This is a genomic window from Streptomyces sp. NBC_00019, assembly GCF_045041015.1.
GTDB lineage: Bacteria > Actinomycetota > Actinomycetes > Streptomycetales > Streptomycetaceae > Streptomyces.
The window spans coordinates 5,320,738-5,341,671 of record NZ_CP108302.1 but is presented as its reverse complement, the minus strand read 5'-3'; the positions used below and the strand labels follow the sequence as shown (position 1 = coordinate 5,341,671).

Annotated in this window: 23 protein-coding genes; 13 read left to right on the top strand and 10 right to left on the bottom strand. The window is 69.0% G+C overall.

Annotated features, from left to right (window positions below):
- Positions 1–141: 141 nt before the first annotated feature.
- The 4 genes from rpsF (at position 142) to rplI (ending at position 1,876) form a co-directional block, all read left to right on the top strand.
- The gene (gene rpsF / locus OHU89_RS25125; RefSeq protein WP_005482942.1) at positions 142–432 is read left to right on the top strand and encodes a 30S ribosomal protein S6; all 291 of its coding nucleotides are present in this window, start codon (positions 142–144) and stop codon (positions 430–432) included.
- 79 nt (positions 433–511) lie between these two features.
- Positions 512–1,117 (top strand): single-stranded DNA-binding protein, encoded by a 606-nt coding sequence (locus tag OHU89_RS25120; protein ID WP_405646006.1) that lies wholly within the window; start codon positions 512–514, stop codon positions 1,115–1,117.
- A gap of 57 nt (positions 1,118–1,174) precedes the next feature.
- On the top strand, positions 1,175–1,411 hold the full coding sequence (gene rpsR / locus OHU89_RS25115; RefSeq protein WP_003949403.1) for a 30S ribosomal protein S18: 237 nt from the start codon (positions 1,175–1,177) through the stop codon (positions 1,409–1,411).
- Between the two features lie 18 nt (positions 1,412–1,429).
- Complete coding sequence (rplI, locus tag OHU89_RS25110; RefSeq protein ID WP_046256488.1) at positions 1,430–1,876, top strand: 50S ribosomal protein L9; 447 nt, start codon at positions 1,430–1,432, stop codon at positions 1,874–1,876.
- Between the two features lie 150 nt (positions 1,877–2,026).
- On the opposite strand, the gene OHU89_RS25105 is transcribed toward rplI, so the two are convergent.
- Positions 2,027–3,364 carry an MATE family efflux transporter gene (locus OHU89_RS25105; RefSeq protein ID WP_405646004.1) on the bottom strand — a complete coding sequence of 446 codons (1,338 nt, stop codon included), beginning with the start codon at positions 3,362–3,364 and terminating at the stop codon, positions 2,027–2,029.
- Positions 3,365–3,825: 461 nt separating this feature from the next.
- Between OHU89_RS25105 and dnaB the strand changes: the two genes are divergently transcribed.
- Together dnaB and OHU89_RS25095 are read left to right on the top strand one after the other, a co-directional pair.
- Positions 3,826–5,298, top strand: a complete 1,473-nt coding sequence (dnaB, locus tag OHU89_RS25100) for a replicative DNA helicase (RefSeq protein ID WP_171142166.1) — start codon at positions 3,826–3,828, stop codon at positions 5,296–5,298.
- 61 nt (positions 5,299–5,359) lie between these two features.
- Positions 5,360–6,745: a serine hydrolase domain-containing protein gene (locus OHU89_RS25095; RefSeq protein WP_405646002.1), complete on the top strand. Its 1,386-nt coding sequence runs from the start codon at positions 5,360–5,362 to the stop codon at positions 6,743–6,745.
- A 60-nt stretch (positions 6,746–6,805) separates the two neighbouring features.
- On the opposite strand, the gene OHU89_RS25090 is transcribed toward OHU89_RS25095, so the two are convergent.
- Together OHU89_RS25090 and OHU89_RS25085 are read right to left on the bottom strand one after the other, a co-directional pair.
- Complete coding sequence (locus OHU89_RS25090; protein ID WP_405646000.1) at positions 6,806–7,258, bottom strand: GNAT family N-acetyltransferase; 453 nt, start codon at positions 7,256–7,258, stop codon at positions 6,806–6,808.
- Positions 7,259–7,268: 10 nt separating this feature from the next.
- Complete coding sequence (locus OHU89_RS25085; protein WP_266890131.1) at positions 7,269–7,727, bottom strand: MarR family winged helix-turn-helix transcriptional regulator; 459 nt, start codon at positions 7,725–7,727, stop codon at positions 7,269–7,271.
- A 141-nt stretch (positions 7,728–7,868) separates the two neighbouring features.
- On the opposite strand from OHU89_RS25085, the gene OHU89_RS25080 reads away from it, so the two are divergent.
- Positions 7,869–9,077, top strand: a complete 1,209-nt coding sequence (locus OHU89_RS25080; protein ID WP_405645998.1) for an MFS transporter — start codon at positions 7,869–7,871, stop codon at positions 9,075–9,077.
- Positions 9,078–9,202: 125 nt separating this feature from the next.
- On the opposite strand, the gene OHU89_RS25075 is transcribed toward OHU89_RS25080, so the two are convergent.
- Entirely contained in the window at positions 9,203–10,069 is an 867-nt protein-coding gene (locus tag OHU89_RS25075; protein ID WP_405645997.1) for a GNAT family N-acetyltransferase, read from the bottom strand.
- Positions 10,070–10,329: 260 nt separating this feature from the next.
- Here OHU89_RS25075 and OHU89_RS25070 point away from each other — a divergent pair, with 260 nt between their 5' ends.
- Positions 10,330–10,962, top strand: coding sequence for an HAD family hydrolase (locus OHU89_RS25070; protein WP_405645995.1), 633 nt, complete (start codon positions 10,330–10,332; stop codon positions 10,960–10,962).
- A 408-nt stretch (positions 10,963–11,370) separates the two neighbouring features.
- Positions 11,371–12,885 carry a globin domain-containing protein gene (locus tag OHU89_RS25065; RefSeq protein ID WP_405645993.1) on the top strand — a complete coding sequence of 505 codons (1,515 nt, stop codon included), beginning with the start codon at positions 11,371–11,373 and terminating at the stop codon, positions 12,883–12,885.
- Between the two features lie 2 nt (positions 12,886–12,887).
- Here OHU89_RS25065 and OHU89_RS25060 read toward each other — a convergent pair whose 3' ends face one another.
- The 5 genes from OHU89_RS25060 to OHU89_RS25040 form a co-directional block, all read right to left on the bottom strand.
- The gene (locus OHU89_RS25060; protein ID WP_046256480.1) at positions 12,888–13,370 is read right to left on the bottom strand and encodes an NUDIX domain-containing protein; all 483 of its coding nucleotides are present in this window, start codon (positions 13,368–13,370) and stop codon (positions 12,888–12,890) included.
- Positions 13,371–13,458: 88 nt separating this feature from the next.
- Positions 13,459–14,364 carry a LysR family transcriptional regulator gene (locus OHU89_RS25055; protein WP_405645991.1) on the bottom strand — a complete coding sequence of 302 codons (906 nt, stop codon included), beginning with the start codon at positions 14,362–14,364 and terminating at the stop codon, positions 13,459–13,461.
- A 227-nt stretch (positions 14,365–14,591) separates the two neighbouring features.
- Positions 14,592–15,731: a cystathionine gamma-lyase gene (locus OHU89_RS25050; RefSeq protein WP_405645989.1), complete on the bottom strand. Its 1,140-nt coding sequence runs from the start codon at positions 15,729–15,731 to the stop codon at positions 14,592–14,594.
- Positions 15,728–16,219, bottom strand: coding sequence for a low molecular weight protein-tyrosine-phosphatase (locus tag OHU89_RS25045; RefSeq protein WP_405645987.1), 492 nt, complete (start codon positions 16,217–16,219; stop codon positions 15,728–15,730). Before OHU89_RS25045 ends, OHU89_RS25050 begins: the two co-directional genes overlap by 4 nt.
- 7 nt (positions 16,220–16,226) lie before the next feature.
- Positions 16,227–16,604, bottom strand: a complete 378-nt coding sequence (locus tag OHU89_RS25040; RefSeq protein WP_266890149.1) for a phage holin family protein — start codon at positions 16,602–16,604, stop codon at positions 16,227–16,229.
- Positions 16,605–16,664: 60 nt separating this feature from the next.
- Here OHU89_RS25040 and OHU89_RS25035 point away from each other — a divergent pair, with 60 nt between their 5' ends.
- The 4 genes from OHU89_RS25035 (at position 16,665) to OHU89_RS25020 (ending at position 19,071) form a co-directional block, all read left to right on the top strand.
- Positions 16,665–16,982 (top strand): cupin domain-containing protein, encoded by a 318-nt coding sequence (locus OHU89_RS25035; protein WP_266890151.1) that lies wholly within the window; start codon positions 16,665–16,667, stop codon positions 16,980–16,982.
- A 181-nt stretch (positions 16,983–17,163) separates the two neighbouring features.
- A complete protein-coding gene (locus OHU89_RS25030) occupies positions 17,164–17,376 on the top strand; it encodes a DUF5326 family protein (protein ID WP_266890153.1) in 213 nt (70 codons plus the stop codon).
- Between the two features lie 405 nt (positions 17,377–17,781).
- Positions 17,782–18,534 carry an IclR family transcriptional regulator gene (locus tag OHU89_RS25025; protein ID WP_405654643.1) on the top strand — a complete coding sequence of 251 codons (753 nt, stop codon included), beginning with the start codon at positions 17,782–17,784 and terminating at the stop codon, positions 18,532–18,534.
- Between the two features lie 99 nt (positions 18,535–18,633).
- Positions 18,634–19,071 carry an SsgA family sporulation/cell division regulator gene (locus OHU89_RS25020; protein ID WP_046256472.1) on the top strand — a complete coding sequence of 146 codons (438 nt, stop codon included), beginning with the start codon at positions 18,634–18,636 and terminating at the stop codon, positions 19,069–19,071.
- 134 nt (positions 19,072–19,205) lie between these two features.
- Here OHU89_RS25020 and OHU89_RS25015 read toward each other — a convergent pair whose 3' ends face one another.
- The gene (locus OHU89_RS25015; protein ID WP_405645984.1) at positions 19,206–20,864 is read right to left on the bottom strand and encodes a YibE/F family protein; all 1,659 of its coding nucleotides are present in this window, start codon (positions 20,862–20,864) and stop codon (positions 19,206–19,208) included.
- Positions 20,865–20,934: the final 70 nt, after the last annotated feature.

Sequence of the window (20,934 nt, the reverse complement as noted above, 5' to 3'; positions counted from 1 at the left end):
CTGGTGTCTGCCCATGTCACGACCGGGACTACCGCGAGGAAGCCCCGATTGTCAGTGGCGGCCGATACCTTTGCGTACGCATTACAACCCTCCTGCCACGGAACGACCGTGGCCGTTGAGTCCAAAGGAGGTGGGTTCCACATGCGTCACTACGAGGTGATGGTCATCCTCGACCCCGATCTGGAGGAGCGCGCTGTCGCCCCCCTGATCGAGAACTTCCTCTCCGTCGTCCGTGAGGGCAACGGAAAGGTCGAGAAGGTCGACACCTGGGGCCGTCGTCGGCTCTCGTACGAGATCAAGAAGAAGCCCGAGGGCATCTACTCGGTCATCGACCTGCAGGCCGAGCCTGCGGTCGTCAAGGAGCTCGACCGCCAGATGAACCTGAACGAGTCGGTCCTCCGGACCAAGGTCCTCCGCCCCGAGACCCACTGAGCCTCCCGCTCAGCTGATCTCGGGATTCGAGTAGCAGCAACCAAGCAGCCAGAGCAGCAAACCCGCCGAGAGGTTCCCCATGGCAGGCGAGACCGTCATCACGGTCGTCGGCAATCTTGTCGACGACCCCGAGCTGCGCTTCACCCCCTCCGGTGCGGCGGTCGCGAAGTTCCGTGTCGCGTCCACCCCCCGCACCTTCGACCGTCAGACCAATGAGTGGAAGGACGGCGAGAGCCTGTTCCTGACCTGCTCGGTCTGGCGTCAGGCGGCGGAGAACGTCGCGGAGTCGCTCCAGCGAGGCATGCGCGTCATCGTGCAGGGCCGGTTGAAGCAGCGGTCCTACGAGGACCGTGAGGGCGTCAAGCGCACGGTCTACGAGCTGGACGTCGAGGAAGTCGGCGCCAGCCTGCGCAGTGCCACGGCCAAGGTCACCAAGACTGCCGGCGGCGCCGGCCGCGGTGGCCAGGGCGGTTACAGCGGCGGTGGCGGCGGTGGCCAGGCCGGCAGCGGCTGGGGTGGAAACTCCAGCGGCGGCCAGCAGAGCGGCGGCGCTCCCGCCGAAGACCCGTGGGCTACCGGCGCACCCGCCGGTGGCAGCCAGGGCAGCGGCGGTGGCGGCGGCTGGGGTGGAAACTCCGGCGGTGGCCAGCAGGGCGGCGGCTACTCGGACGAGCCCCCCTTCTAGGCCTTCGGGCCGAGGGTGGGTCGTACCCACACTTCTTGATCACACAGGAGAAACACCATGGCGAAGCCGCCTGTGCGCAAGCCTAAGAAGAAGGTCTGCGCTTTTTGCAAGGACAAGGTCACGTACGTGGACTACAAGGACACGAACATGCTGCGGAAGTTCATTTCCGACCGCGGCAAGATCCGTGCCCGCCGCGTGACCGGCAACTGCACGCAGCACCAGCGTGACGTCGCCACGGCCGTCAAGAACAGCCGTGAGATGGCGCTGCTGCCCTACACCTCCACCGCGCGATAAGGGAAGGGTGACCGACCAATGAAGATCATCCTTACCCACGAGGTCTCCGGCCTCGGTGCCGCGGGTGACGTCGTCGACGTCAAGGACGGCTACGCTCGCAACTACCTGATCCCGCGGAAGTTCGCTATCCGCTGGACCAAGGGTGGCGAGAAGGACGTCGAGCAGATTCGTCGCGCTCGCAAGATCCACGAGATCCAGACCATCGAGCAGGCCAACCAGGTGAAGGGTCAGCTCGAGGCCGTCAAGGTTCGTCTGGCCGTTCGCTCCGGCGACGCCGGTCGTCTCTTCGGTTCCGTCACCCCGGCCGACATCGCCTCGGCGATCAAGGCTTCCGGTGGCCCCGAGGTCGACAAGCGCCGCATCGAGCTCGGTTCGCCGATCAAGACGCTGGGCGCCCACGAGACGTCCGTGCGTCTGCACCCCGAGGTGGCCGCCAAGGTCAACATCGAGGTCGTCGCTGCGTGACGCTGCGCTCGGTTTGAGCAGCTGAGAAGGGCCGCACCCATCGGGTGCGGCCCTTCTTGCGTGCGGGCGGACCGAGGAGTGTTTCACGTGAAACAGAGGGTTTCACGTGAAACAGTCAGCGTGGCACGCCTGATTCAGCGCGGCCCTCGGTCAGCGCGTGGCGCCGGTGACGATCCAGCGGCCCGAGCGGGACCGCAGCCAGAGAGTCAGCATGCGCACCGCCATCATCAGCGTCATCGCTCCCCAGACCGCGGTGAGGCCTCCGCCGAACGCGGGAATGAGCAGGGCCACGGGCGTGAAGATCGCCAGAGTCAGGACCATGGCCCAGGCGAGGTAGGGTCCGTCACCCGCCCCCATCAGGACGCCGTCCAGGACGAAGACGATCCCGCAGATGGGCTGGGCGAGCGCCACCACGAGGAGGGCGGGCAGTGCCGCGTCCTTCACCACGGAGTCGCTCGTGAACAGCGGAAGGAATACGGGACGGGCCGCCACGACGGCGAGGCCGAGTATCACGCCGACCGCGATGCCCCACTGCACCATGCGGCGGCACGCCTCGCGGGCGCCTTGGACGTCGCCGGCACCGAGGTAGCGGCCGATGATGGCCTGTCCGGCGATGGCGATGGCGTCCAGGGCGAAGGCGAGCAGGCTCCACAGCGACAGGATGATCTGGTGCGCCGCGATGTCGGCATCGCCGAGACGGGCCGCCACGGCCGTGGCGATCATCAGGATCGTGCGGAGCGAGAGGGTGCGGACGAGCAGTGGGACGCCGGCCTGCGCCGATGCCCGGATACCTGCGGCGTCGGGGCGTAGTGAGGCGCCGTGGGCGCGGGCTCCGCGGACGACGACCACGAGGTAGACGGTGGCCATACCGAACTGGGCGATGACGGTGCCCCAGGCGGAGCCGGCGATGCCGAGGTCGGCGCCGTAGACGAGGCCCACGTTGAGGACGGCGTTGGCGACGAAGCCGCCGATGGCGACGTACAGCGGTGTCTTCGTGTCCTGCAGTCCGCGCAGAACTCCGGTTGAGGCGAGGACGACGAGCATGGCCGGGATGCCGAGGGACGAGATCCGCAAATAGGTGGTCGCGTACGGAGCGGCGGTGTCCGAGGCGCCGAAGAGTTCCACCAGGGCCGGTGCGGTGGGCAGGACGACGGCGACGACCGCGGCGCCGAGCAGGAGTGCCAGCCAGATGCCGTCCATGCCCTGCCGGATGGCGGCCGGGAGATCGTCGGCGCCGACACGTCGGGCGACGGCCGCGGTGGTGGCGTAGGCGAGGAAGACGAAGATGCTGACGCCTGTCATGAGGAGAGCCGAGGCGACCCCCAGTCCCGCTAGTTGCGCGGTGCCGAGATGGCCCACGATCGCGCTGTCGGCCATGACGAAGAGCGGCTCGGCGACGAGTGCCCCGAAGGCCGGGACGGCCAGAGCGACGATCTCTCGGTCATGCTGTCGCCGTGTGGCGCGCGTGGTCGCCGGAGCATGTGTCATGAGCACCAATCTAATCGTCCACAGGTAAGAGATGCAATGGGTTAATGACCCTTACTTGCCGTGTTGTTGCGTGCGCTTCCGTGTGTCGTTCGATGTGATCTTGGTCCGACTGGGGAAGTTTTTCTTCTGCACAGCCGGTGGATGGGAAGAGTGCAGGTCAGGGCTGGTCTCGAACGAGAAGCGCGAGCTTGTTCACAGGCCTGTCCACCGGGTCGTGCACAGGTTTTGCGGAGTTCTCCACAGCATCCGGGCCGTCGTCCACATGGCCTGTGGATAACCAGATTGGCTGACGGTGCCGTCGGGCCTACCGTGGTCCGGCGCCCGCTCCGTCTGTCGGCCTGGAAACCATCACAAAACCGACGCTGCCAGAACCGGAGTTGGGCCTCTCATTTGTCAGTGCCGTGCCGTAGAAAAAGAGAAGCACGGCGAGGTCCGCTCCGCGGACGGGAGGAGGTGGCTCGGTGAGCATTTCCGAGCCCTTGGACGATCCGTGGGCCGACAGCGGTCCCAGTGATCGCCTGCCTGCCTCGCGCCGCCGCGGCGAAGGTGGCCGGGGTCGCGACGAGCAGCACGACCGCGGCCGGGAGAGCGGCGAATGGGACGGCGGGGGCACGTCCTTCGAACGTGTCCCGCCGCAGGACCTCGACGCCGAGCAGTCCGTCCTCGGCGGCATGCTCCTGTCGAAGGACGCCATCGCCGACGTCGTCGAGGTCATCAAAGGACACGACTTCTACAAGCCGGCGCACGAGACGATCTTCCAGGCGATCCTCGACATCTACGCCAAGGGCGAGCCGGCCGACCCGATCACGATCGCGGCTGAGCTGACCAAGCGCGGTGAGATCAACAAGGTCGGCGGCGCATCGTATCTGCACACCCTTGTCCAGACGGTGCCGACGGCGGCCAACGCCGAGTACTACGCGGAGATCGTGCACGAGCGCGCGGTCCTGCGCCGTCTGGTCGAGGCCGGCACCCGCATCACCCAGATGGGATACGCGGCCGACGACGACGTCGACGAGATCGTCAACCGCGCCCAGGCCGAGATCTACGCGGTCACCGAGCAACGCACCAGCGAGGACTATCTGCCGCTCGGCGACATCATGGAGGGCGCGCTCGACGAGATCGAGGCGATCGGCTCCCGCACGGGCGAGATGACCGGTGTGCCGACGGGGTTCACGGACCTGGACTCGCTCACCAACGGCCTGCACCCGGGCCAGATGATCGTCATCGCGGCCCGTCCCGCCATGGGTAAGTCCACGCTGGCGCTGGACTTCGCGCGGGCGGCGTCGATCAAGAACAACCTGCCGAGCGTCATCTTCTCCCTGGAAATGGGGCGCAACGAGATCGCGATGCGTCTGCTGTCGGCCGAGGCGCGGGTGGCCCTGCACCACATGCGTTCCGGCACCATGACGGACGAGGACTGGACGCGGCTGGCCCGTCGGATGCCCGAGGTCTCGGCCGCGCCGCTCTACATCGACGACTCCCCGAACCTGTCGATGATGGAGATCCGCGCGAAGTGCCGTCGTCTGAAGCAGCGCAACGACATCAAGCTCGTGATCATCGACTATCTGCAGCTGATGCAGTCCGGCAAGCGCTCCGAGAGCCGTCAGCAGGAGGTCTCGGACATGTCCCGTAACCTCAAGCTCCTGGCCAAGGAGCTCGAGGTCCCGGTGATCGCGCTCTCACAGCTCAACCGTGGCCCCGAGCAGCGCACGGACAAGAAGCCGCAGGTGTCCGACCTGCGTGAGTCCGGCTCCATCGAGCAGGACGCCGACATGGTGATCCTGCTGCACCGCGAGGACGCCTACGAGAAGGAGTCACCGCGCGCCGGCGAGGCGGACATCATCGTGGGCAAGCACCGTAACGGTCCGACGGCGACGATCACGGTCGCCTTCCAGGGCCACTACTCGCGTTTCGTGGACATGGCCCAGACCTGAGCCGCCCGTCTCGGGCCCAAAGCGTTCGACGTCGCGGTGTTCCGCGGGGTGGACTGGGCCCATGACGACATCTCAGGAAGAACTGCTTCCAGGCACGCGCCGGGCGCTGCTGCACCGCATCGCCGTCGCGCAGGCCGAGGGACGTACGCCATCGCTGGTCGCGGCGGTCGTGCGGGACGGGCGGGCCGTCTGGCACGGCTCGCGGACGTCGGTGGACGGGCACGGACCGGACGAGAACGTGCAGTACCGCATCGGCTCGATCACCAAGACGTTCACCGCCGTTCTCGTGCTGCGGCTGCGCGACGAGGGACTGCTCGACCTCGGCGACCCGCTGGAGAAGCATCTGCCGGGCACCGGCGCGGGGGAGGCCACCATCGCCGAACTCCTCGCGCACACGGCCGGGTTGGCGGCCGAGTCGCCGGGGCCGTGGTGGGAGCGCAGCCCTGGCTCGCTGCGTCCCGAACTGGCCGACGTGCTCGGCGAGCAGCCCTTCCTGCACCCCGGCGGCCGCCGCTTCCACTACTCGAACCCCGGTTACACCCTGCTGGGCGCGCTGGTCGAGGAGCTCCGCGGCGCCTCATGGGAGGACGTCCTCCGGCACGAAGTGCTCGAACCCCTGGGCCTCGACAGCACGAGCGCTCAGCCCCGGGCGCCGCACGCGGGTGGCTGGGCGGTGCATCCCTGGGCCGATGTGATGCTTCCGGAGCCCACCGAGGACCTCGGCCGGATGGCACCGGCAGGCCAACTCTGGTCCACCACCGGCGACCTGGCGAAGTTCGCGGCCTTCCTGGCGAAGGGCGACGACCGGGTGCTGGGTGCGGAGACGGTACGGGAGATGCGGACGCCCGCCGCTCCGGCCGAGGCCGCGGATGTCGTGGACGGTGCGACGTACGGTCTGGGGATGCAGGTGCAGAGCCGGGACGGCCGACTGCTCGTCGGGCACTCGGGGTCCCTGCCGGGATTCCTGGCCAACCTCACCATCAGCGTGGCGGACGACGTGGCCGCGGTGGTGCTGGCCAACTGCACCTCCGGGCCACTGCTGGGTTCTGTGGGAGCCGACCTCGTACGGATCGTCGCGGAGGCCGAGCCGCGGATTCCGGAGCCGTGGCGGCCCCTGCCCGAAGTCGACGCAGCTGTGCTGGAGTTGGCGGGGCAGTGGTATTGGGGGACGCATGCGTTCGCCCTGCGGCTGGCGACCGAGGGCGGCGTCTCGCTTGATCCCCTGAGCGGCATCGGTCGCCGCTCACGTTTTCGCAGGAATGCTGACGGCACGTGGACCGGCATCGAGGGCTACTTCGCCGGAGAGCTTCTGAGGGCCGTACGGCGGCCTGACGGCGCTGTGAGCCATCTGGACCTTGGGTCGTTCGTGTTCACGCGTCAGCCGTACGACGAGGGCTCGCCTGTGCCGGGTGGGGTGGACCCGGAGGGTTGGCGCGGTATCGGCTGAGCGGCTGGGGCTTGTTTCACGTGAAACAAGCCCCAGGGGTCGGAACGGTGCGCCCGAGCGTCAGAGCGGCAGCTTGAAGCCTACGTGTGAGGCCTCGAAGCCCAGCCTCTCGTAGAAGCGATGTGCGTCGGTGCGGGTGGCGTCGGAGGTCAGCTGCACCAACTGGCAGTTCTGGCGCCGTGATTGATCGACCGCCCACTCGATGAGCTGCGTACCCAGACCGCTGCCACGCTCGTCGGAGTGGACGCGGACGCCTTCGATGATCGACCGGGTGGAGCCGCGTCGGGAGAGCCCGGGAATGATCGTGAGCTGGAGCGTGCCCACGACGCGGTCCTCGCGGACGGCGACGACGAGGTGCTGGTTCGGGTCTGCGACGAGCCGCTCCAGGGCGGTCAAGTAGGGGGCGAGGTCGTCCGGTGACTCGCGCTGCGCGCCCAGCGGGTCGTCCGCGAGCATGGCGACGATCGCGGGGACATCGGCGGCGGCAGCAGCGCGTATTTCAAGATCTCCCATGCCGGCCAGCCTATGCGGGCACGTTCAGCGACTCCACGACCCGGACCAGCGGGGCCAGTTCGGGGTTCCTGGCCGCTTCGTCGAGAGCCTCGCGCAGGGCGGTGTCATTGGTCGGCCGGGCCTCGTCGAGGAGCTTGAGACCTGCCTCGGTGACGTTGGTGTAGATGCCGCGGCGGTCGGTGGGGCACAGGTAGCGGGTGAGCAGGAGGCGGTCCTCCAGGCGGGTGACCAGCCGGGTGGTGGCGCTCTGGCTCAGGACGACGGCGTCGGCGACCTGCTTCATCTGCAGATGGCCGCCGTCTCCGTCGTGCTGTCGGCTGAGGACGTCGAGCAGGGAGTACTCGCGCACGCTGAGGTCGTGCTTCGCCTGGAGAGCCCGCTCGATATGGGCCTCGATCCTCCCGTGCAGCAGGGAGAGGGCGCACCAGCCCTGTGCGAGGGCGGTGAGTGCGGGGTCCGTCGCTGTCATCGGCGCTTCCTTCGTCCCGGAACGACTGAAACCAGGATAGAGCAGGGCTGCAATAGTCGGCGCTTGCAAGTATCAGGCGTCTGCAAGTATTGTCTTCGAGTGTAAAGCGCTCCTGCAATTACCTGGAAGGTGCAGACCCTCATGCCTCTCGCGCTCCTGGCTCTCGCGATCGGGGCCTTCGGAATCGGAACCACCGAGTTCGTGATCATGGGCTTGCTGCCCGAGGTCGCGGGTGACTTCGGGGTTTCCATCCCCACGGCCGGCTTCCTGGTGACGGGCTATGCGCTCGGCGTCATGTTCGGTGCTCCGCTGATGACGGTGCTCGGCACCAAGGTCTCCCGCAAGCGCATGCTGATGGTGCTGATGGGCCTCTTCATCGCCGGCAACCTGCTGTCCGCCCTGGCCCCCACCTTCAGCGTGATGCTGATCGGCCGGGTGGTCGCCTCACTCGCCCACGGTGCCTTCTTCGGCATCGGCTCGGTCGTGGCGGCCGAGCTGGTCGCCCCGGACAAGAAGGCCGGAGCCATCGCGATGATGTTCACCGGCCTCACCGTCGCCAACGTGGTGGGCGTCCCGCTGGGCACCCTCGTGGGGCAGACCGTCGGCTGGCGCGTCACCTTCGCCCTCGTGGCCGGGCTCGGCGTCCTGGGCCTGGCCGGCATCGCCAAGCTCGTCCCCGACATGCCCAGGCCGAAGGGCGTGCACCTGCGCCACGAACTGGCCGCCTTCAAGAACGCCCAGGTCCTGCTCGCCATGGCGATGACGGTGCTCGGCTTCGGCGGCGTCTTCGCGGCCATCACCTACATCGCGCCGATGATGACCCACGTCGCCGGGTTCGCCGACGGCTCCGTCACCTGGCTGCTCGTCCTCTTCGGCCTCGGCATGGTCGGCGGCAACCTCATCGGCGGCAAGTACGCGGACCGCGCCCTGATGCCCCTGCTGTACGTGTCTCTGGGCGGCCTGGCCGTCGTTCTCGCGCTCTTCACGTTCACCGCGCACAACAAGGTCCTCGCGGCCGTCACGATCGCGCTCATCGGCGCCCTGGGGTTCGCCACGGTCCCGCCGCTGCAGAAGCGCGTCCTCGACCAGGCGCACGGCGCCCCGACACTCGCCTCGGCGGTGAACATCGGTGCCTTCAACCTCGGCAACGCGCTCTCCGCCTGGCTCGGCGGCCTCGTCATCGGTGCCGGTCTCGGCTACACCGCTCCGAACTGGGTGGGTGCCGTCCTGGCCGCTGCCGCCCTGGGGCTCGCGCTTCTCTCGGCCGCCCTGGAGCGCCGAGTCGGCGCGCCCAGCGAGGTCGTGGCAGGGGCGGTACCGGCCGAGCGGCGGGCGGCCGTCCACCACTGAACCGGACAGGGCCGACCGAGCCGCACCAGCCACCTTGAGCCGCACCGAACGATGCCGGGTCCCGACCAGGACCCGGCATCACCACTTCGGCTGCTCTCAGCAAGCCGTCGCCACGCCGCCGCCCCTCACCCCGCGGCCACCGTCACCGGCGCGAACCGCCGGCTCCAGTCGCCGGGCAACTCCGAAATGCCGTAGGTCATGACCGAGTTGAAGGCAACGGACGCCAGCCCGCGCTCCTTCAGCCACGTCAGCAGCTCCTCGTGCCGCACGTCGATGTCGGTACGCAGCTTGAGGTCGGTGTGTGCGGCCAGCGAGGCGATGAGCGCTTTCGCCGTCTCCGTGTCCCGGGCGATCAGTGGCCCCACGACATGGTTGTCCATGTTGGGCCACGCGCCCGCGTACCCGATGATCCGGCCGTTCTCCTCGGCGACCCGCAACTGGTCGGCGAAGGCGGGCAGTCGCGTCACGATATGCGTGCGATCGGCGCCGAAGACCTCCGCGTCGAGGCGGAGGATGGCGGTGAGGTCCTCTGCGGTCGCCGCGCGCGTGGCGACGGCGGGCTCGTACCCGGCGGCCATGAAGTGGCCCCGCACCATCTCCGCCCGGCCGGTGGCCTTGAAGCCGAGTTCCTCGTAGAGCGGGCGGCCGTTGGGCGTCGCATGCAGGGTCAGCGGGGTGGTGTCCATCGCCGCGAGCACGTGACGCATCAGCCGGCGGCCGATGCCTCGGCGTGCATGTCGCTCGGCGACCAGCATCATGCCGATGGCCCCCACATCGGGGCGGTCCTGCGGGCCGTACTCGGTGACGACACAGGCGCTGACGAGGCCGCCGTCGGGGTCGTCGATGCCGTATCCCTTCCCGGAGGTGAGGAGGAAGCCCCACTTGTGCTCCTCGCGCGGCCACCCCCGGTCCTCGGACAAGTCGGCGCAGGCGGCGAGATCGCGCAGCGTCAGTCGGCGGATGGGCAGATCGGCGAGGGAAGGTGTCGACACGCAGGTCAGGCTGTCTGACGGGTGCCCTCGGCGTCCACCTGTTTCCGGGGAGATGTACGAGGTTTTGGCCATGTCGTAGCCGACTGCACAGCACCTCGACAGACGGCCCGTGTTTCACGTGAAACCTGAGCGAACGGCAGGCATCCCACGGCCTTGCGGTGCGCCGGCGTCCTTGCCCAAGCGTCGGCGCTGTCCTGACCAAAGCGCTTCAGGGATCCTCGCCGAGGTGTCGTCATCCGACCCGGCTAGCCTCGGGAACCATGGCCAGACTTCATCTCTTCGACCTCGACGGCACTTTGCTGTACGGCACTTCCTCGCCCGTGGAGATCTCCCGACAACTGGGGCTGGAAGCCGAGACCGTGGCACTCGACCAGGCGATCTCGACGGGGCTGCTAGAGCCGCCCGAGTACGCCGCGCGGGTGCGCGAACTGTGGGCAGAGCTCACCGAGGCCCATGTGACGGCCGCTTTCGAGGGCGCTCCGTGGCTGGCCCGAATCCGTGACGTCTGGGAGGAGATCCGGGAGAACGGCGACTACTGCGCCGTCGTGTCGCTCTCGCCGTCCTTCTTCGTCGAGCGGCTCACCACCTGGGGTGCCCACGCGGCGTACGGATCGCGCTTTCCCGCCGTGCCGTTCACCGAGCCCGTGGATCCGGCCGGGGTGCTCAGCGCCGCGGCCAAGGTCCTGATCGCCGGCCGGCTGTGCGAGGAGTTCGGGGTGAGCCGGGCCGATTGCGTTGCCTATGGGGACTCGGCCTCGGACAAGGACCTCTTCAGCACGGTGCCGGTCTCCGTCGCGGTCAATGCGGACAGTCATCTGTCCGGTCTCGCGACCCACGCCTACACGGGCAGAGATCTGTGGGATGCCTATGAATTGGTGCGCCGCGCTCGGTAATTGAAGGAATTGATGGTTCGCTCCTCGCCTCATTCGTGGGGGAGGAAGGGGGGACTTGTGTGCGGAGCGCCGACCGGTAGGGTCGACTCCGGTTCTCGTCCGGCGTGAGGTGCGCAGACCCTGCACATGCCCCGCCCTGCCCGGACCGCGAACAAGGCAAGGCAGCCTAACGGGACGGAGAGATCGAAGACCGGCATTTTCGGTTATGCGGCCGGGCGTCCCCACGCGGTGGGAGGCTGCGGTGAGAGCACTGCGGCCAATGTCACACTCTCGCCTTACTTGTCCGTATGGAGCGCGAATACGGTTTGAATGTGGCCGCATTGGCCATGGCCATAACGGGGAAAGCAAGCCGTCTGCGGGGGAAAGCAGGCACATTCCGACCGAGGAAGTGCGCAGACCGACCGAAAGATGTTCGAGGCGAGGCACACCATGGACGCTCCGACCACCGCGTCGGCCGACAACGGCACTTCCGGCGGCGGGGGCGGCTGGTTCACGCCGCACACGCAGCCGGAGCCGGGCAGCGAGCAGGAGACGACCGAGGGCAGCCGCCTGGCGGCGCTGCGCCCGGTCGGCAGGACCACACAGCGCGCCGACACGGCCACACCGGCACAGGACGCCCCGCTGCCGGCCCCGGCCCCGACACCTGCCCCACCGCCCGCTCCCGCCGCCCCACCTGCCTCGACCGAGCAGGCGTACCCGATAACACCCCCCACCTCGCACGCGATACCGAACCCGGGGCCGGCGGAACCCCCGCCCCCGGAGCAGCGTGTACCCCCGCAGCGCACCAACCCGGCGCAGGCCCAGCAGGCTTCCCCGGACGCGATCCTCATCCGCCGGACCATGGCGGAGGTCGCTCCCGTGGCCGACAAGGTCACCTCGTACTTCTATGCGCTCCTCTTCGTCCGCCACCCCGACCTGCGCTCGCTCTTCCCCGCCGCGATGGACACCCAGCGGGACCGGCTGCTCAAGGCGCTGCTCACCGCGGCGGAGCACATCGACAACACCCCCGTCCTTGTCGACTACCTGCAGAACCTCGGCCGCGGCCACCGCAAGTACGGCACCCGGGCCGAGCACTACCCGGCCGTCGGCGAGTGCCTCATCGGCGCCTTGAGCAAGTACGCCGAGAACATCTGGGACCCGGAGCTGGAGGCGGCCTGGGTCCGGGCGTACACGACGATCTCGCAGGTGATGATCGACGCGGCGGCCAGGGACGAACTGCGCGCCCCGGCCTGGTGGTACGCCGAGGTCGTGTCGCACGACCTCAGGACGCCGGACGTCGCGGTCGTCACCGTCCGCCCGGACCAGCCCTATCCCTTCCTCGCAGGCCAGTACACGAGCCTGGAGACGCCGTGGTGGCCGCGGATCTGGCGGCACTACTCCTTCGCCTCGGCGCCCCGCTCCGACGGCCTGCTGTCGTTCCACGTGAAGGCCGTCCCGGCGGGCTGGGTCTCCAACGCCCTGGTGCACCGCGCCCGGCCCGGCGACATCCTCCGGCTCGGCCCGCCGGCCGGTTCGATGACCGTGGACCACACCACCGACAGCGGACTGCTCTGTCTGGGCGGCGGTACCGGCATAGCGCCCATCAAGGCACTGGTCGAGGACGTGGCCGAACACGGCGAGCGGCGGCCGGTCGAGGTGTTCTACGGCGCCCGCACCGACCACGACCTGTACGACATCGACACCATGCTCAGGCTCCAGCAGTCCCACCCGTGGCTCTCGGTCCGCGCGGTCATCGACCAACTGGCGCGTGTCCAACTCCCCGAGGCCATCCGCCAGTACGGCCCCTGGAACGAGTACGACGCCTTCGTCTCGGGCCCGCCCGGGATGATCCGCAGCGGTGTGGACGCCCTGAGGGACATCGGCATTCCGTCGAACCGCATACGTCACGACTCCGTGGAGGAGCTCGTCGTCATCGGGGACTGAACTCAGCCCAGGTCGGGGGCGTGCATGGCACGGACGCCCTCGATGTTCCCGTCCAGGTAGTGCCGCAGGGACAGCGGGACGAGGTGGACGGAGGCGATCCCGACACGGGTGAACGGCACCCGGACGATTTCGTACTCACCGATGGGTTCGTCGATTTCGGGGCCGTGCCGCAGCGAGGTGTCCATGGACTCCAGACGACAGACGAAGAAGTGCTGGACCTTCACCCCGGTCGCACCGCCGTCCTCGCCGATGTGCTCGACGGTGTCGACGAAGCAGGGCACCACGTCGGTGATCTTGGCGCCGAGCTCCTCGTACACCTCGCGGTGCAGGGCGTCGACGACGGTTGTGTCGGTCGGCTCGACTCCACCACCGGGTGTGAGCCAGTAGGGATCCATGCCGGGTTTGGTGCGCTTGATCAGGATCAGGTCGTCGCCATGCAGGAGAACAGCACGTGCAGTGCGCTTGACCACGGGTCGGACGGTCATGGGTGAAATGTGGCCCGGTTGGTTCCACGTGAAACATCGCGGGCCGTCATCGGCCGATCTCGCCCGGTGACCGGAGGAAAAGTGCAGGTCAGCACCAGTCCGTAGCCGCCTGCAGCAACCATTCGTGAGCCCGCGCGATGTGCGGCATCGCCAGCGTGCCGGTACGGACCACCAGGAAGTACGTCCGCAGCGGCGGCACCGCCGGATGGTGCAGGGCGACGACGTCACCGCGTTCCAAGGCTGAGGCGCACAAATAGCTGGGCAGTACCGCGAGCCCGGCGCCCGCCGCCGCGCAGGCGAGCGCCGCGCGCAGGTCGGGGACGATGACGGTGCCGGGGGTCGCCGGACGGGAGTCGAAGACGGAAGCCCAGTAGCGGGAGACGAACGGCAGCGACTCGTGCACCTCGACCACCGGGAGGTCCTCCAGGGCGGGCGCCCCCTTGCGGCGCAGGGTCCCGGTACTGATCCGCTTCGCCCAGCGCGGGGAGGCGACCAGGACGTGCACTTCGTCGCAGAGCGCAGTCGCTGTGAGCAGTGAGCCGCGTGGACGGGCCGTGGTGATGGCCAGATCGTGATGCCCGGCGGCCAGTCCCTCCAGGGTTTCCTCGGCGTTCCCGAAGGAGGCCCGCAGTGCGAAGCCCTGGCCGTCGTCGCCGGTCAGCTCGGTGAGCGCGGGCAGGGCCCGTTCGGCGATGAACTCGGGGGGACCGGCGAGGTGGAGGGTTCGTAAAGAGGACTCGTCGTCGAGGCCGGTCTCGGTGATCTCCACCAGGGCGTCCAGATGCGGCGCGGCCTTGTGGGCGAGCTCGTCGCCGATGGTCGTCGGGGTCACCCCGCGGGCCTGTCGCAGGAACAGCGGGCGGCCCAACTGCCGCTCCAGCGTACGGATCTGCGAGGTCACGGCCGGTTGGGAGAGGCCGAGCAGCGCGGCGGCGCGAGTGAAGGAGCCGGCCCGGTGCACGGTCACGAAGGTCCGCAACAAGGCCAGATCCATGCCGCGCCCTCCCCTTCAGTGCCTGCTCCTGGCCCCCCGGCCGCGCCCAACTATAAATATGTCGATAGGTCGCTGTCGCTACTGTGATTGGACACTGACACAGAGTCAACTAGCCTTGCTTGCGCGGTTCTTCGCGCGCAGAACCGAGGACGGTCCGAGCCACGAGGGGGGAGGCTCGGACCGTCCGTTGTGCGTAGCCGGACACCCACGGACGGGCAGAAAAGATGTCAGCGCGCCGACTCGTCCAGCGCACGCAGCACATCCGCCACCAGATCCTCCGGGTCCTCGGCGCCGACCGAGAAGCGCACGAAGCCGTCCGGCACGGCGTCCCCGCCCCAGCGCCCACGCCGCTCGGCCGTGGAACGCACTCCGCCGAAGCTCGTCGCGTCGTCCACGAGCCGCAGCGCGTCGAGGAAACGCTCGGCACGCTCCCGCGAAGGCAGCGTGAAGGAGACCACGCACCCGTAGCGCCGCATCTGCTGCGAGGCGACCTTGTGCGAGGGATCGTCGGGCAGTCCCGGATACCGCAGCCCCGTGACGTCCGGCCGCCCCTTCAGGGCCTCGGCGAGCACGAGCGCGGTCGCGTTCTGCCGGTCGACCCGCAGCTGGAGCGTGGCGATCGAGCGGTGCGCGAGCCAGGCCTCCATGGGGCCCGGGATCGCCCCGACGATCTTGCGCCAGCGCCGTACGGCGGTCATCGCCTCGCCGTCGCGGCCGGTGACGTATCCCAGCAGGACGTCTCCGTGCCCCGTGAGCTGCTTGGTGCCGCTGGCCACCGAGAAGTCGGCGCCGAGCTCCAGAGGGCGCTGTCCGAGCGGCGTCGCGAGGGTGTTGTCGACGGCGACGAGGGCGCCACGCGCGTGTGCCGCCTCGACGAGCCGCCGGATGTCGCACACATCGAGCCCGGGGTTCGACGGCGTCTCGATCCACAGCAGCTTCGCGCCGTCCAGCACCTCCAGCTGGGCCTCGCCGCCGGTCGGCGCGGTCCGCACCTCGATGCCGTACGCCTCGAGCTGCGCGCGTACCAGGGGCAGCACCTGGTAGCCGTCGTTCGGCAGGACGACCGTGTCCCCGGCGCTCAGCTGGGAGAAGAGCACCGAGGAGATGGCTGCCATGCCCGAGGCGAACACGAGCGTCTGGAGGCCGTCCTGCCCGGGCGCCTCCAGCTCGCCGATGGCGCGCTCCAGGAGCGTCCAGGTGGGGTTCTCGTCCCGGCCGTAGGTGTACGGGCCGCCCACCTCGCCCGGCAGATGGAAGTGGGCGGCGAAGGCCGGGCCGGGCAGGGTCGGTTCGTTCCTGACCGGCTCGGGCAGTCCCGCCCGTACTGCGCGCGTGCCCTCGCCGTTGCTCCCGGTCGACTCGCTCATGCCACTCGTCCTTCCACGTCCTCGCGTACCGCGGCGAGCAGACCCTCGCTCGCCGCCTCCACCATCTCAAGGCACTCCTCGAAGCCGTCCATTCCCCCGTAATAGGGGTCCGGTACGTCGAGGTCGTCGCCTGCGGACGGGTCGTAGGAGCGCAGGAGCCGCACCTTCGCCGCGTCCTGCGGGTTGGGCGCGAGGCGGCGCAGGGCCTTGAGGTGGCCGTGGTCGAGGGCGACGACGAGATCGAGGCGGGAGAACCACGACGGCTGGAACTGGCGGGCCGTGTGGGCGCCGTCGTAGCCGTGCGCCTCAAGGACCGACACGGTGCGCGGGTCGGCGCCGTCGCCCTCGTGCCAGCCGCCCGTGCCGGCGCTGTCGACCTCGACCAGGCCGTCGAGCCCGTCCTCCGCCACGTGGGCGCGGAAGACGGACTCGGCCATCGGCGAGCGGCAGATGTTGCCGGTGCAGACGAAGCAGACGCGGTACGTCACGAGGGGCTCAGTCCCCGTCGGGCAGGACGACGTTGAGCGCCCAGGACACGATCGAGATGATCAGGCCGCCGAGCACCGCGGTCCAGAAGCCGTCGACGTGGAAGCTCAGGTCGACCTTGTCGGCCAGCCACGAGGTCAGCATCAGCATCAGCGCGTTGACGACCAGGGTGAACAGACCGAGGGTCAGGATCAGCAGCGGGAGGCTGAGGAGTTTTACGACCGGCTTGACCAGGAAGTTCACGATGCCGAAGATCAGCGCGACGAGGATCAGGGTGCCGATCTTCTTGCCCGTGCTGTCACCGGTCAGGGTGATCTTGTCCAGCAGCCAGACGGCGACCGCCAGGGCGCCCGCGTTGGCGATCGTCTTGACTACGAAATTCTTCATGTGTCTGATCGTGGCAGAAGAGGTCGGCGATCAGCAGTGTGACGAGGGCGGACGAGGGCGATGAAGGCATTCCGGCTGGACGAACTGGAGGCGGAACGCGCCGCCAATGAGGGCGCCTACCTGCAGTTTCTGCGTGAGCGGAGCATGTCGGTCGGGCTGTACGCGCTGGACGCCGGTGAACATGATCCACAGAAGCCGCACAATCAGGACGAGGTCTACTTCGTTGTGAGCGGCCGCGCCGCGATCACCGTGGGCATGGAGACCACCCAGGTCGCGCGCGGCAGCGTGGTCTACGTACCGGCCGGCGTCGCCCACAAGTTCCACCACATCAGCGAGGACCTGCGGGTCCTCGTGGTGTTCTCTCCCCCCGAGAGCTGACCCGACACCCCGGGATTCCCTAGGGGATCAGTCAGGGGAGGACAAGGGGTGCGAGGCCCCCGCCGGGGCCCCTCCCCGCCCTAGCATCGAGTGCAGGACATCAGAAGGATCCGGCATCACGAGCCCGGGTCTTCGACCGGACCCGGCACGAGCGACGGGCGGAGAGGTAAGGACGAGAGCAATGGGAGATTTCTTCGCGGGACTGCCCTGGTGGGTGAAGTGGATCGCGGTGCCGGTCATCGCGCTGGTCGTGTTCGGCGGGCTGATAGCCAGCGTCGTCGGGTTCGTCATCGGACTGCTCTTCAAGCTGCTGGTCTTCGTGGCCCTGGTCGGCGGACTGATCTACGTGGTGCGGAAGTTCATGTCGAGCTCCTCGTCGCGCGGCGACTGGTGACGCGTGCGGCAACCGGCGAGCGGCACCGGTGATCGGTAACAGGAATCACCGGTTCCCTCGGGCGAGGGAACTTTCGGTACAGGTCGAGTGCGAGCGGTGGCGGACGGTTAAAGTCCGGAATTCGACGCGGGGACGATCCCCCGCGAGCGGCGCACACCCCCTCCCGTGTCCCCCCGCACGGGCGGCCCCCTCGCGCTTCGGGAGTGACCCTTGGCCACGGTTGACACCGCACCCGCGGAACGCCTCGCAGCCCCTGCACCCGTCCGGGCGGCGGTCCCTTCGCCGGAGCCCCGACTCCGGCCGCCGGAGCAGCCCGCAGCCACGAGCCGGTCCCGCCCGGGGACACCCCCGGCACCGGCATCGAACCCGGCACCGAGAGCAGTACCTGCCGACTCCCCGGAGTCACTGCACCCCACGACCCTCATCGGCTCCGTCCAGCGCGCGATGCGCCTGCTGGAATCCGTCGCCGAGCACGAACACGGCGCCCCCGCCAAACAACTGGCCCGCGAGACCGGCCTCGCCCTGCCCACGGCCTACCACCTGCTGCGCACCCTGGTCCACGAGGGATATCTGCGCCGGGACAAGGGCCTGTTCTTCCTCGGCGAGGCGGCCGAACGGCTGAGCAGCAGCGGAGCACAGGAGAAACGTCGCAGCACGATCGCCGAGACACTGGCCCACTGGCGCGACGCCATCGGCGTACCCGTGTACTACGCGATCTACCGGGACGGCGAGATCGAGGTCATGTGCGTCTCCGACACCCCGGGCAACCCGGCGGTCGAGGAATGGGCCGACTTCCGCGAGACGGCGCACGCCCACGCCATCGGACAGTGCCTGCTCTCCCAGCTCGACGAGGACGCCCGCCGCGACCACCTGGACCGCTACCCCGTGCAGGCCATCACCCCGTACACCGTGCGGGACAGCCACACGCTGCTACGGCGTCTGGACCGGACGCGGCGGATGGAACCGGTCTTCGAACGGCAGGAGTACGCGCTGGGGACGGTCTGCGCGGCGATTCCGATCACCATGGGCACCACCGCCGCGACGATGGCCATCTCGCTCCCCGCCCACCAGGCCGACCGACTGGCGGCCGCCACCCGTCAGCTGCAGAGCGAGATCGGACGCCTCCTCGGGTCGCTCGCGATCTCTATCAGTATCTGAAAACTCACTCCTTGTGATCTCCCGTGTACGTTCAGCAAACTTCCACCACAGTCAAAGGGATCATTCCCGGCCAGTCGACGGCAGATGACGGGGTAGACGATGGGTGAGTCCGTACAGGCAGAGGTCATGATGAGCTTTCTCGTGTCCGAGGAGCTCGCCTTCCGTATCCCGGTGGAGCTGCGCTACGAGACCTGCGATCCCTACGCCGTGCGGCTCACCTTCCATCTGCCCGGTGACGCGCCGGTGACCTGGGCGTTCGGGCGTGAGCTGCTGATCGACGGTGTGGGGCGGCCGTGCGGGGACGGGGATGTGCGCATCGCGCCGGCCGAGGCGGACACGCTGGGTGAGGTCCTGATCCGCCTTCAGGTCGGCGTCGACCAGGCGCTGTTCCGCTCCTCGGCGGCGCCGCTCATCGCCTTCCTCGACCGCACCGACAAGCTGGTGCCGCTGGGCCAGGAGGGTGCGCTCGCCGACTTCGACGCCCACCTCGAGGAGGCCCTGGACCGGATTCTGGCGGAGGAACAGAGCGCGGGCTGAAGCGTTACGGCCATGGGGGGCGTAACGCTTCAGCACGGGCGTGGGGCTCGTGCAGGAACGCTTCTCCTCAGCGGGGCCCCAGGCATGTCACAGGGGCTGTACGGCGCCGTACAGCCCCTGTGAAGATGCAGGCGTCAGCGCTTGCGCCGTCGCCCGCGCCCGCCTCGTGCCGCGGGCGGCTGTGTGCCCGCCGACATCGACTGGGCTCCCGCCGGAGCCGGCCGGCCGCCCACCGGCGCCGTCCCGGAGCCCGGAAGCGCAGGCCGGTCGGCCGACACCACCAGGGCCGCGAGGGCGGTCGTCACCGGCACGGACGCGACCAGGCCGATCGAGCCCACCAGCGTGCGCACGATCTCCTCGGCGACGAGCTCGCTGTTGGCTACCGTCCCCACGCTGCTCTGCGCGATGGAGAAGAGCAGCAGCAGCGGCAGAGCGGCGCCCGCGTAGGCGAGGACGAGCGTGTTGACGACGGACGCGATGTGGTCGCGGCCGATACGGATGCCCGCGCGGTACAGATCGCGCCAGCCCATCGACGGATTGGCCTCGTGCAGCTCCCAGACCGCCGACGTCTGGGTGACCGTCACATCGTCGAGGACACCGAGCGAACCGATGATGACGCCGGCGAGCAGCAGACCGCTCATGTCGATCGACGGGTACAGGCCGTGGATCAGGCCGGTGTTGTCGTCCGTGTTGCCGGTGAGCGCGGCCCAGCCGATGAACAGCGAGCCGAGCACGCCGATCAGCAGCAGCGAGATCAGCGTGCCGAGCACCGCGACGGATGTTCTCGCCGAGAGTCCGTGGCACAGATACAGGGCGATCAGCATGATGGCGCTCGCCCCGACCACGGCCACGACCAGCGGATTCGAGCCCTGCAGGATCGCGGGCAGGATGAAGAAGTTCAGGATCATGAAGCTGATGGCCAGCGCGACCAGCGCCATGACGCCCCGCAACCGCCCGACGACCACGACGGCGAGTGCGAAGATGCCCGCGAGCAACGCCATGGGGAGCCTGCGGTTCACGTCGGTGACCGAGTACTGCAGGTCCTTGGGGGCGGAGGGCTCGTAGGCGACCACGACCTTCTCGCCCTGGTGCAACTGCCGCGACTGGTCCGGTTGCACGATCTCGGTGAACGTACGGCCCTTGTCGGCGCCGGTGTCGACGCGGATCGTCGCCTTCTTGCAGTCGCCGTCGGCCTGCTGCTGGGCGGAGGAGCCCTCGGCGGTGGAAGTGTCGCCGGTCGGGGTCTCGCCCGAGGCGTTGACCGACTTGCAGCTCACGCTCACGACCTTGGTGACCGTGGCCTGCTGGGTCTGCCGGTCGAAGCCGACGCCGGTGCGCTCATGACCCGGAGCGCCCCCCGGCCACAGCACGGCGAGCCCGACGATCACGGCGACGCCGAAGGGGATGAGGATCGCGGCGATGACCTTGCGCAGGTGCTTGGAGACGGGGGCCGCCGGGCCGTGACTGTGGCTGTGACCGTGTCCGCCGCCACCGCCGGTGCCCCCACCACCGGAACCGGGGCCGTGCCCATGCCCGTGTCCGCCACCGGCGTCGTGCTCGTGGCCGCCGGCGGCACCGGGCCCGTGCTCGAACCGGCCGCCCGATCCGGGCTCCTGTCCGAACCCGTCACCGGTGCCGTTTCCGTGCTCGTGCCAGTCGCCGGAGCCCGGGCCCGGGCCGTACCCGGCACCCTGCCCGTCTGCGGGTCGGGGTCCGTTGCCGGGCCCGTTTCCGGAGCCGGGCCTGCGAGGAGGCTCGGGCGGTGGGAACGGGGGCTGATGTGTCGTGGTCACCGACCGATCATCGCAAGAACGACAGGGGCCCTCTGTTCACCGCGCCCGAATTGACGCTAGCGTGGGGGCA

Bases quoted from the DNA above. Each gene is read 5' to 3' on its own strand.
- rpsF (WP_005482942.1), top strand. From the start codon at position 142: ATGCGTCACTACGAGGTGATGGTCATCCTCGACCCCGATCTGGAGGAG.
- OHU89_RS25120 (WP_405646006.1), top strand. From the start codon at position 512: ATGGCAGGCGAGACCGTCATCACGGTCGTCGGCAATCTTGTCGACGAC.
- rpsR (WP_003949403.1), top strand. From the start codon at position 1,175: ATGGCGAAGCCGCCTGTGCGCAAGCCTAAGAAGAAGGTCTGCGCTTTT.
- rplI (WP_046256488.1), top strand. From the start codon at position 1,430: ATGAAGATCATCCTTACCCACGAGGTCTCCGGCCTCGGTGCCGCGGGT.
- OHU89_RS25105 (WP_405646004.1), bottom strand. From the start codon at position 3,364: ATGACACATGCTCCGGCGACCACGCGCGCCACACGGCGACAGCATGAC.
- OHU89_RS25095 (WP_405646002.1), top strand. From the start codon at position 5,360: ATGACGACATCTCAGGAAGAACTGCTTCCAGGCACGCGCCGGGCGCTG.
- OHU89_RS25090 (WP_405646000.1), bottom strand. From the start codon at position 7,258: ATGGGAGATCTTGAAATACGCGCTGCTGCCGCCGCCGATGTCCCCGCG.
- OHU89_RS25085 (WP_266890131.1), bottom strand. From the start codon at position 7,727: ATGACAGCGACGGACCCCGCACTCACCGCCCTCGCACAGGGCTGGTGC.
- OHU89_RS25080 (WP_405645998.1), top strand. From the start codon at position 7,869: ATGCCTCTCGCGCTCCTGGCTCTCGCGATCGGGGCCTTCGGAATCGGA.
- OHU89_RS25070 (WP_405645995.1), top strand. From the start codon at position 10,330: ATGGCCAGACTTCATCTCTTCGACCTCGACGGCACTTTGCTGTACGGC.
- OHU89_RS25065 (WP_405645993.1), top strand. From the start codon at position 11,371: ATGTTCGAGGCGAGGCACACCATGGACGCTCCGACCACCGCGTCGGCC.
- OHU89_RS25060 (WP_046256480.1), bottom strand. From the start codon at position 13,370: ATGACCGTCCGACCCGTGGTCAAGCGCACTGCACGTGCTGTTCTCCTG.
- OHU89_RS25055 (WP_405645991.1), bottom strand. From the start codon at position 14,364: ATGGATCTGGCCTTGTTGCGGACCTTCGTGACCGTGCACCGGGCCGGC.
- OHU89_RS25050 (WP_405645989.1), bottom strand. From the start codon at position 15,731: ATGAGCGAGTCGACCGGGAGCAACGGCGAGGGCACGCGCGCAGTACGG.
- OHU89_RS25040 (WP_266890149.1), bottom strand. From the start codon at position 16,604: ATGAAGAATTTCGTAGTCAAGACGATCGCCAACGCGGGCGCCCTGGCG.
- OHU89_RS25035 (WP_266890151.1), top strand. From the start codon at position 16,665: ATGAAGGCATTCCGGCTGGACGAACTGGAGGCGGAACGCGCCGCCAAT.
- OHU89_RS25030 (WP_266890153.1), top strand. From the start codon at position 17,164: ATGGGAGATTTCTTCGCGGGACTGCCCTGGTGGGTGAAGTGGATCGCG.
- OHU89_RS25020 (WP_046256472.1), top strand. From the start codon at position 18,634: ATGGGTGAGTCCGTACAGGCAGAGGTCATGATGAGCTTTCTCGTGTCC.